The sequence below is a fragment of the Streptomyces durocortorensis genome (genome assembly GCF_016901035.1).
Lineage (GTDB): Bacteria > Actinomycetota > Actinomycetes > Streptomycetales > Streptomycetaceae > Streptomyces > Streptomyces durocortorensis.
In genome coordinates this window covers 1-8,454 of record NZ_JAFEUF010000265.1, presented here as the reverse complement: position 1 = coordinate 8,454, position 8,454 = coordinate 1, and the positions used below count along the sequence as shown (strand labels likewise).

Below are 8,454 nucleotides of genomic sequence, written 5' to 3'. Positions count from 1 at the left end.
CTCCCCACCTTCCCCGCCCACGCCCTGCCCGACTGGCTGAGTGGCATGGTCGCCGGAGTCGCGGAGGAGACCCAGACCCCCGTGGACCTCGCGGGGTGCCTGGCGCTGGCCGTGCTCGCCACGGCGGCCGGCGGGCGGGCCACGGTGCACGTGCGGGGGCACTGGCGCGAGCCGGTGAACCTCTACACCGCCGTGGCCCTTCCCCCCGGCAACCGGAAGTCGGCCGTGTTCGCGCTCATGACCGGCCCGCTCCTCGCCGCCGAGAAGGCGTTGGTGGAGCTGTCCGGGCCGCGCCGGGCGGAAGCCGAGACCACCGCCCGCCTCGCCCGCTCGGCGGCCGACAAGGCCGCACAGAAGGCCGCCGCCGCCGAACCCGGGCTGCGGGACCAGCTCACCGCCGAAGCCGTCCACCTCGCCCAGCAGGCAGACGAGATGACCGTGCCCGCGAAGCCGCAGCTGGTCGCGGACGACGTCACGCCGGAAAGCCTCGCCACGCTGGTTGCGGACCAGGACGGGCGGATGAGCGTCATGTCCGCCGAGGGCGAGATCTTCGACATCATCGCCGGACGCTACTCCGGCACCCCCAACATGGGGATCTTCCTCAAGGGCCACGCCGGGGACATGGTGAGGGTGAACCGGCAGGGCCGCGACGCCCAGCACGTCGAAGCCCCCGCCATCACCATGGGCCTGGCAATCCAGCCCGAAGTTCTGGACGCGCTGGGGCGGGTCAAGGGGGCCGACGGGCGGGGGCTACTGGCCCGGTTCCTGTACGCCAAGCCCCTCTCCCTGGTCGGCTCCCGCAACCTCACCCCGGACCTGCTGCCGGAAGAGACCGCAGCCACGTACGCAAAGCAGTTGGGCGGGCTCGCGCTGGCGCTGGCGGACTGGACCGACCCGGCCGTCCTTACCCTCACCTCCGACGCCGACGCGATCCTCCTGGCCTACCAGAAGGTGACCGAGTCCCGGATCGGGAAGGGCCGCAGCCTCCACCCGGTCATCAAGTGGGCGTCCAAGCGCGACGGGGCCGTCGCCCGCATCGCCGGACTCCTCCACCTCGCCACCCACCCCGACAACGGATGGATGGTCCCCATCGAAGCCGCCACCATGGCCAACGCGGTCGAGATCGGGGACTACTTCACCGCCCACGCCCTGGAAGTCTTCGACGCCATGGGCGCCGACCCCGCACAGGACGCAGCCCACCAACTCCTCACCCACCTCAAGGAACAGCGCCTCTCCAGCTTCACCAAACGCGAGCTGTTCCGAGGCCTGTCACGCGGCGACTTCCCCGCCATGACCGACCTCGACCCCGCACTCACCCTGCTGGAAGAACACGGATGGGTCCGCCAGCACCCCCAGGCGTCCCGCACCGGACGCGGTCGGCCGCCCTCGCCCCGCTTCGACACCCACCCCAGCGTCACCCCGCCGCTCGCCGGGGGCTGACAGAAACCCCTGGACCGCTGACAGAACTGACAGAAATCGACGGAACAGGCCCTGACCTGCACAAATGACCGCCCCGAGCCCTGTGACAGAAATAAAAAGAAGTCCGACAGAAATTGGGCTGTGGCCCTGCTGCTCCGGCGGAGCCACGTGACAGAAAGCCGCCACAGCCATTTCTGTCAGATTTTCCGCGATTTCTGTCACAGGGCCCTCAGCGGGCAAACCAGCAGTTCAGATGCAGTTCGCGTGATTTCTGTCAGTTCTGTCACGGCAGACCGGCCCTACGCCTCGCCCGGACAGCCGAGGAGCCACCTGGTGACCACCACTCTGCCCACCACCCACCGAGCGCTCACCGTCCCCGAGGTCATGGAGGCGCTCAGCCTGAGCCGCTTCAAGGTCTACGACCTCATCCGCTCGCGAGAGCTCCCAAGCATCACCATCGGCCGCGCTCGCCGCATCCCCGCCGATTGTCTCCGCACCTTCATGGAAACCAAGTTGGAGGAAGCCGCCTGATGGCCCCCAAGAAGAGGAACCCCAACGGCGCCGGCAGCATCTGGCGGCGCAAAGACGGCCGGTACGAAGCACGCGTCTACGTTCCCCAACCCGACGGGACACGTAAGCGCAAGACCGTCTACGGCAGCACCTGGGACGAGTGCGACGCCAAGCGGCAGGAACTGGTCCTGCGCGATCGGCAAGGCATCCCGACGCCTACCCGCTCCGCCAAGCTCTCCGAGTGGCTGCCCTACTGGCTGGAGGAGTTTGTCAGGGACGATCACAAGAAGACGACGTATGCCAAGTACGAGACGCACGTGCGCCGTTACCTGATTCCACACATCGGCTCCAAACGCCTGGAAACCCTTGGTGCCGCCGATGTGCGACGCATGCTCGCAGCCGTGACGGCACAGGCGTCGGCTGCCACAGCAAAGGAGTCACACCGCGTTCTCCGCAGCGCGATTTCGGCTGCATGCCGGGAGGAGCTGATTACCAGGAACGTGGTCAAGCTCGTCCCGGCCCCCCGGGTTCAGTCGCGCGAGCTGAAGCCGTGGGACTTGGAAGAGACAACCACCTTCCTGGAGGCCGCGAGGAAGGATCCTCTGTACTCGGCTTTCGTGCTAGCCGTGGCTTTGGGACTGCGGCGAGGAGAGATCCTGGGACTCCGCTGGTCTGACATCGATCTGGAGCGCCGCACGCTCACCGTGCGGAACCAGATCCAGCGAGTACAGAAGGAGCTGTACGCGGACTCCACGAAGAACCGTCGCACGCGCGCCATCCCCGTACCGCTAATGTGCGTGGCGCCGCTGCGCTGGCAGCGTCTCCGGCAGGCTGCGCAGCGGGATGCGGCGGGGCGGGCCTGGCATGACAGCACCTACGTGTTCACGACCAGGACCGGGCGGGCGATCGAGCCGAGGAACCTCAGCCGGTCGTTCGAGCGCATCACTGCGGACGCTGGGCTGCGCCGCATTCGCCTACACGATGCTCGGCACGGATGCGCCACGCTCTTGTTCGCTGCCGGTGTGCCAGCACGCGTCGTAATGGAGATTCTCGGGCACTCGCAGATCGCCGTCACGATGAACATCTATACCCATGTATCCGACGACAACCGACGAGAGGCAATGGGGCACATGGATAGGCTTCTGCGACGTCGACCTAAAACGCGATAAGGCGCAAGCGGCGCCCCCTCGACACCACCAAGAAGAGGGGGCGTCGCAATTATCCATGGATTAGTTTCACCGACTTCCACCAGAGATGATGCTGGCAGCAAGGCGACGCAATCTCCGGGCAGTAGTCTGCGGATCTTCGAGAATAAAATACTGAGAACCATTCTTCTGAACGGCGTGCACAAGCTCAGAGGAAAGCAGACTGAGCACTGATTCGATCTCGGGCGGAGATGGCGGGTCAGCAGACTCCGTACGAAGAATCAAATATAGGTCATGAGCAGACAACGCACCGGTGGTGAAGGCATCAACGTTAGCCGCCTCGGTTGCCAATTGATGCAACACACGCTCGCAAAGACGGAATGCTCGAATTTCCGCTGCCCACTTGCGTTCGACGATAGCCGAAGTCATCGTTCCGGAAGTTTTAAGTAGATCCATGAGTTCAGTTAGCGTAAAGGGTGCCTCCGAGTGCATTTGGAGAAGTTTGACAAATTCTTCGACGCCGAACAGGCCAATGCCATGCGCCTCAGCCCTAGCAATTAGCCGCTGCCCTGGAAAGCTAGGCCCGACAGCCAGAGCAAAATCAGCCGAGTTGGCAGCCTTATGCTCCTTTAGGGTATCAAAGTTGATCTGCTGCTCCCCAACCTTCCCGGACGCAGAAGACTTTGCGTCGATGATCACTGTGAAGCGTTTATCCCCGGCCAAATTGGCTGCTACGAGCACATCGGTTTGACCTGAACCGCCCAACAATTGCGCATCAAAACCGAGATAACCGAAAGCCTGGGCTACCGCCGCTTCGAATCGCTCCGGAGCAGCCGAAGCCCGCGAGGCAGCGATTAGTTCCGCAGCAATCTCTGAGTAATCAGGCGCGTCAGTTCCTCGCGTGTCCGTTTCATCGGGTGTCAGGGATTCCGGTTCGACCGATTCATCGTTTAGCATTTCACAAGGCAACTCAGCCAAAAGCGCTCTACCCAAATCAAGCAGCCTATAGTGCCCCCATGAAACCTCCTCGATCAGGCCGCACTCCCGCATCATCTGCAGTCGCGTCCTGACTTCCGCAATATCTTCGCGAGGCATCCCATACCGAAGCTTCCCAATGACCGCCAAATCTCTGGGGGTGTCAACCTCTTCCAGAGCCTCTAGCACTTCACCGAAAAACCGGAACCTCGTATGAAGAACCCGCAAAAAGTCAATATTCGAGTCCCCCTCGGCGCAGGAAGCAGCCAAGTCCGTGGACTTATACTCGTTGAAGCCCACTTGCTCCACAAGTCCCGCGCTTTTAAAGGCACTGAGGGCGCTTGCGGTGGATGAGGGCCGAAGCCCGAATTCCGCGGAGGCGAATCGATCGATCTCCTCTCTGGTGACTCCATCTTTCAAGGCGATGGAGAATTTGCGAAGCGAATGCAGCGCATTACCCTCACTGCGTGGAATGTAGCCAATTTTTGCTTTACGCTGTTTTGGGTCAATTGAAGCAAGCGCCGATTGCACAAGCGCAGTGGGCGGTGGCGCAATCACAGCTACTGGCACGGATTCACGTTTGCGCGTCGCGCCCGGTTGGGCAATTTCTAGCTTGTCGAGCAGTTTCAGACCAGCATTTGTAGGGGTTACTTGGTGACGAAAATCCAAGTCCAGAAAGTCACCCGCACGCAGCCATGCCGTTCGTCGCCTAATCTGATCCAATGAATCCCATGAGCACCCATATTTTTTTGAAGCCAAAGAGAGGAGGTCCGACTGGGTCATCCCGTCTCGGGCCTCATGGAGAAGCTCACCCATAAAACGGATATTGGCGTGAAGAATAGACATAAGATATCCGTCATCTTCAGAGTCCAACCACGCTTCTGCCTGCTGAGTCAACAGCCATGAATTCTTCCCGGTTCTAGTCACTAGGCCCGCGGGCTGCAACCGCTGCCCCATGGACGAGAAGGTGACGGAGGCGCCGCCTCCATCAGGAATTTGCAGAGGCTCATCCACATGCTCACCAGAACGTAGGGAAGAAAGAAGACATCGCAATACCTTAATCTGCCCGGAATTCCCACCAGGAACCACCGGCATAGAAAAGGAACGGTTACTCCAGGGGCGAGCGGGTTCGTAAGCAATCCCTGCAATGCTGTTCATAGTCCCACCTGCATGTTGAACGAAGACCACTCAATAGAGTGCGTCGGGCGTCGGCTCGGTAGACGAGGTTGACCGCAGGAAAAATTGTATGCATCACGACGCGGCGCTTGCAGGAAAACGAGGAAGGCGTTTCGGCCCCAGGCCGGCGGCAGCAACCCTCGTCGCCTGCTTCCAACCAGTGAGGAGCAGCCAGCTCGGGGGCGGCTGAGTGTGACTGCGCGCGAGGGCTGCCGTCACCTACTACCGTCAACGCCCCCGCAGCGGCTCGCTGCGGGGGCGTTCTGGCTGGTGGGCGCGGACGGTTTCGAACCGCCGACATCTGCTTTGTAAGAGCAGCGCTCTACCCCTGAGCTACGCACCCGTGGATGAGGCAACAGCGTACATCGACCGGGCCGCTGCTCATAAACCGTTCCCGGGCGGGCCCGGGCCGTCCTCCGAGGGCACCCCGCCGGGGTGGTTCCGGGGGATAACCCCACCCCGAGACGGTAGCGGTCCGGATCCCGCGGGGGGCCGTCGGTGCATACGGTTTGGAGTGCACCGGCAGCGACGTCCGGTGGCACCGTCCGGCAGCACGCATCTGCATCTGGGGGACCGATCACCGTGGACATCGTTACGAGCGCACCGACCCGCACCCGACCCGAGGCGCGCCTCGGGGCGCCCGGGCGGGCCCTCGCTCTGGGGGGCGGGGTGGCGTTGCTGGCGCTGGCTCTCACCGGGTGCGGGAGCACGGACGTCGACGGGGCGCCCGTCGAGCGCAAGTCGTTCGCTCTGGAGGGGAAGACGCTGACCATCAGCGCCGAGAACGGCCTCGTCGATCTCGTGCCGGCCGACGTGGAGCAGGTCGAGGTGGAGCGGCAGGTCGACGGGTGGGTGGTGTTCGGCAGCGGGCCGGACTCCGTCTGGAAGATGGAGGACGACACCCTCACGCTCCGGGTGAAGTGCGAGGGGATGGCCAACAACTGCGACTCCCGGCACCGGGTGAAGGTGCCGCGCGGGGTCGAGGTGAAGGCCGTGTCGGACAACGGGACGATCAGCGCCGCCGGCTTCGACCGCGCACTGGATCTGTCCTCCGACAACGGGGAGATCAACGTCCAGGACGCGAGCGGCGCGCTGAAGCTGAAGAGCGACAACGGGGAGGTGCGGGCCGACCGGATCACCGCTTCCTCCGTGACGGCCCACGCGGACAACGGGGAGATCCGGCTGGGCTTCAGCTCCGTGCCCGATCTCGTGGACACCGTGAGTGACAACGGGGGCATCACCATCGACCTGCCGTCGGGCGGGCAGAAGTACGCGGTCGACGCCGCCGCCGACAACGGGGACGTCTCCATCGAGGTGCCGCGCGGCGACGACAGCGCCCATGTGGTGAAGGCCCGCAGCGAGAACGGGCAAGTCACCGTGCGAAGCGCGAACTAACCGACCCGTGTGTTCGTCCTTACCTGGTGGGAGAATGTACCGGGCAGGGCGAATCGGCACGGGAGAGGGATGTGACGGCGACCAACGCGCGGCCGGAGGCAGGAGCGGGTGCGAGTTCCGCCGTTCGAAGTGGCCGGGATCTTCTGGCATTGATGCTGCTGCCCGTGCCCCTCGTGCTCGCCGCGCTGCCCGCCGCCTTCGCCGGTGGCGGTACGCGCCGGTGGTTCGGCGGGCGCGGCGGGGAGAATGAGCGGGCCGAGGCGCAGGCCGCGAAGGACGCCGCCGCCGAGGCCTTCTACGATCTGGACACCGCCCAGCGTGATCTTCGGATCTCCATCGAGACCATCAACGCCGTGGACAGCTCCTCGCGCGGCCGCAAGGCCGCCGAGGACTTCGCCGCGCTCGGCCGGCGCATCGACGAGGTCAGCCACGCCTACATCACCGCCGTCGACAGCCATGACCTGGACCGGGACGACCTGGAGCCCGCTGTCGCCTCCCGGGCCCGCACCGAGCTGACCCGGGCCAAGGACGACCTCGTACGGGTCAAGGGCGAGCTGGACCGCTTCGCCCAGGGGCTGGGGCCGCTGCTGGGCAGCGCGGAGACCCAGCTCGCCCGGCTCGCCCCGGCCGTCGAGCGGGCCCGGCAGGCGCTCCTGGCGGCGAGCAACGCCCTCGACACCGTGCGGGCCTCGGGGCTCCGGGCCGATGAGCTCGCCGCCCGCCTCGCCGCGCTCGCCCCCGAGCTGACCAAGCTGAACCAGGGCGCGGGAAAGCACGGCGTCCCGGAGACCCTCCAGCGCGCCGATGTGGTGCTGCGGGACGCCGAGGCCGTACGGACCGAAGCCGAGCGGCTGCCCGAGCGGGCCGCCGAGATCGACCGGCGGCTGGTGTCCCTGCGGACCCGCGCCCAGGCGCTGACGACGCGGGCGGGCTCGGTGGAGCCGGTGCTCAGCGATTTGCGGCGGCGTTTCTCGGCCGCCTGCTGGCAGGACCTCCAGCCCGTCCCGGAGCAGGCCGCCGTCAACGTGCGGCAGGCCGAGGAGAAGCTCGCCGAGGCGGCGAAGGCCCGCGACGAGCAGCGCTGGGCGGACGCCACGTCCCGGCTGTCCACGGTCCGCGCCCTGCTCAACGCCACGGACGAGGCGGTCTCCGCCGCCGGGGACCGGTTGCAGCAGTTGAACGCCGTGGCGAAGGACCCGCAGCAGGAGATCGAGCGGACCCGGTTCGCGGTGCGGGACGCCCAGCGTCTCGCCATGGCCGGCCGCCACACGCCCGACCCCCGGCACGCCCGGCCGCTCGACGACTCCGTCGCCCGGCTGGAGCGGGCCATCGCCGGGCTGGAGGGTCGCCACCCCGACTACTGGCACTTCCTCACCGAGACGGAGGCCGTGCGGCAGACCGCCGCCCGGGTCGTCTCCGACATCCGCGAGGAGCGCGGCGGCGTCCAGGGCTAGAGGGCTCCCAGGGCTAGGGGGCTCCCGGGGCTAGGGGGCGTGGTCTCCGGGCCCCGATGCCTCTAGCCTGAGCCCATGCCTCGTTACGAATTCCGCTGCCGCACCTGCGGAGACACGTTCGAACTCAGCCGTCCCATGGCGCAGTCCTCGGACCCCGCCTCCTGCCCCGCAGGCCACGACGACACCGTCAAGCTGCTGTCCGCCGTGGCCGTGGGCGGTGCCGCCGGGTCCGCTCCCGCACCGTCCGCCGGCGGTGGGGGCGGCGGCCCCGGGCGTCCGTCGCCCCCCGGGGGGGGGGGGGGGGGGCCGGGCCGCCGGCCACCGGGGCGAGGTGGATCTCGGGGTCCAGGGTGCGCCAGGTCGTGTAGGCGATGGAGTCG

The 8,454-nt window shown here is 66.1% G+C and carries 7 protein-coding genes, 1 tRNA gene and 1 pseudogene; 6 read left to right on the top strand and 3 right to left on the bottom strand.

What is annotated here, in order from left to right; genetic code table 11:
- The 3 genes from JS521_RS30695 to JS521_RS30685 form a co-directional block, all read left to right on the top strand.
- On the top strand, positions 1–1,440 hold a 1,440-nt coding region (locus JS521_RS30695; RefSeq protein ID WP_205086199.1), incomplete at its 5' end, for a YfjI family protein.
- 312 nt (positions 1,441–1,752) lie between these two features.
- The gene (locus JS521_RS30690; protein ID WP_205086198.1) at positions 1,753–1,950 is read left to right on the top strand and encodes a helix-turn-helix domain-containing protein; all 198 of its coding nucleotides are present in this window, start codon (positions 1,753–1,755) and stop codon (positions 1,948–1,950) included.
- Positions 1,950–3,098, top strand: coding sequence for a tyrosine-type recombinase/integrase (locus tag JS521_RS30685; RefSeq protein WP_205086197.1), 1,149 nt, complete (start codon positions 1,950–1,952; stop codon positions 3,096–3,098). Before JS521_RS30690 ends, JS521_RS30685 begins: the two co-directional genes overlap by 1 nt.
- 66 nt (positions 3,099–3,164) lie before the next feature.
- Here JS521_RS30685 and JS521_RS30680 read toward each other — a convergent pair whose 3' ends face one another.
- Together JS521_RS30680 and JS521_RS30675 are read right to left on the bottom strand one after the other, a co-directional pair.
- Positions 3,165–5,207 carry a restriction endonuclease FokI C-terminal domain-containing protein gene (locus tag JS521_RS30680; RefSeq protein ID WP_205086196.1) on the bottom strand — a complete coding sequence of 681 codons (2,043 nt, stop codon included), beginning with the start codon at positions 5,205–5,207 and terminating at the stop codon, positions 3,165–3,167.
- Positions 5,208–5,493: 286 nt separating this feature from the next.
- A tRNA-Val gene (locus JS521_RS30675) sits at positions 5,494–5,568 on the bottom strand.
- 239 nt (positions 5,569–5,807) lie between these two features.
- On the opposite strand from JS521_RS30675, the gene JS521_RS30670 reads away from it, so the two are divergent.
- The 3 genes and pseudogenes from JS521_RS30670 to JS521_RS30660 form a co-directional block, all read left to right on the top strand.
- Positions 5,808–6,620, top strand: coding sequence for a DUF4097 family beta strand repeat-containing protein (locus tag JS521_RS30670; RefSeq protein WP_205086195.1), 813 nt, complete (start codon positions 5,808–5,810; stop codon positions 6,618–6,620).
- 71 nt (positions 6,621–6,691) lie between these two features.
- On the top strand, positions 6,692–8,074 hold the full coding sequence (locus tag JS521_RS30665; protein WP_205086194.1) for a hypothetical protein: 1,383 nt from the start codon (positions 6,692–6,694) through the stop codon (positions 8,072–8,074).
- Between the two features lie 75 nt (positions 8,075–8,149).
- Positions 8,150–8,341, top strand: a pseudogene (locus JS521_RS30660) (FmdB family zinc ribbon protein); the annotation flags it as partial.
- Here the strand turns inward: JS521_RS30660 and JS521_RS30655 are convergent.
- Positions 8,262–8,454: hypothetical protein (locus JS521_RS30655; RefSeq protein ID WP_205086200.1), on the bottom strand; the 193-nt coding region annotated here is incomplete at its 5' end. The pseudogene JS521_RS30660 and the gene JS521_RS30655 sit on opposite strands and share 80 nt — an antisense overlap.

Bases quoted from the DNA above. Each gene is read 5' to 3' on its own strand.
- JS521_RS30685 (WP_205086197.1), top strand. From the start codon at position 1,950: ATGGCCCCCAAGAAGAGGAACCCCAACGGCGCCGGCAGCATCTGGCGG.
- JS521_RS30680 (WP_205086196.1), bottom strand. From the start codon at position 5,207: ATGAACAGCATTGCAGGGATTGCTTACGAACCCGCTCGCCCCTGGAGT.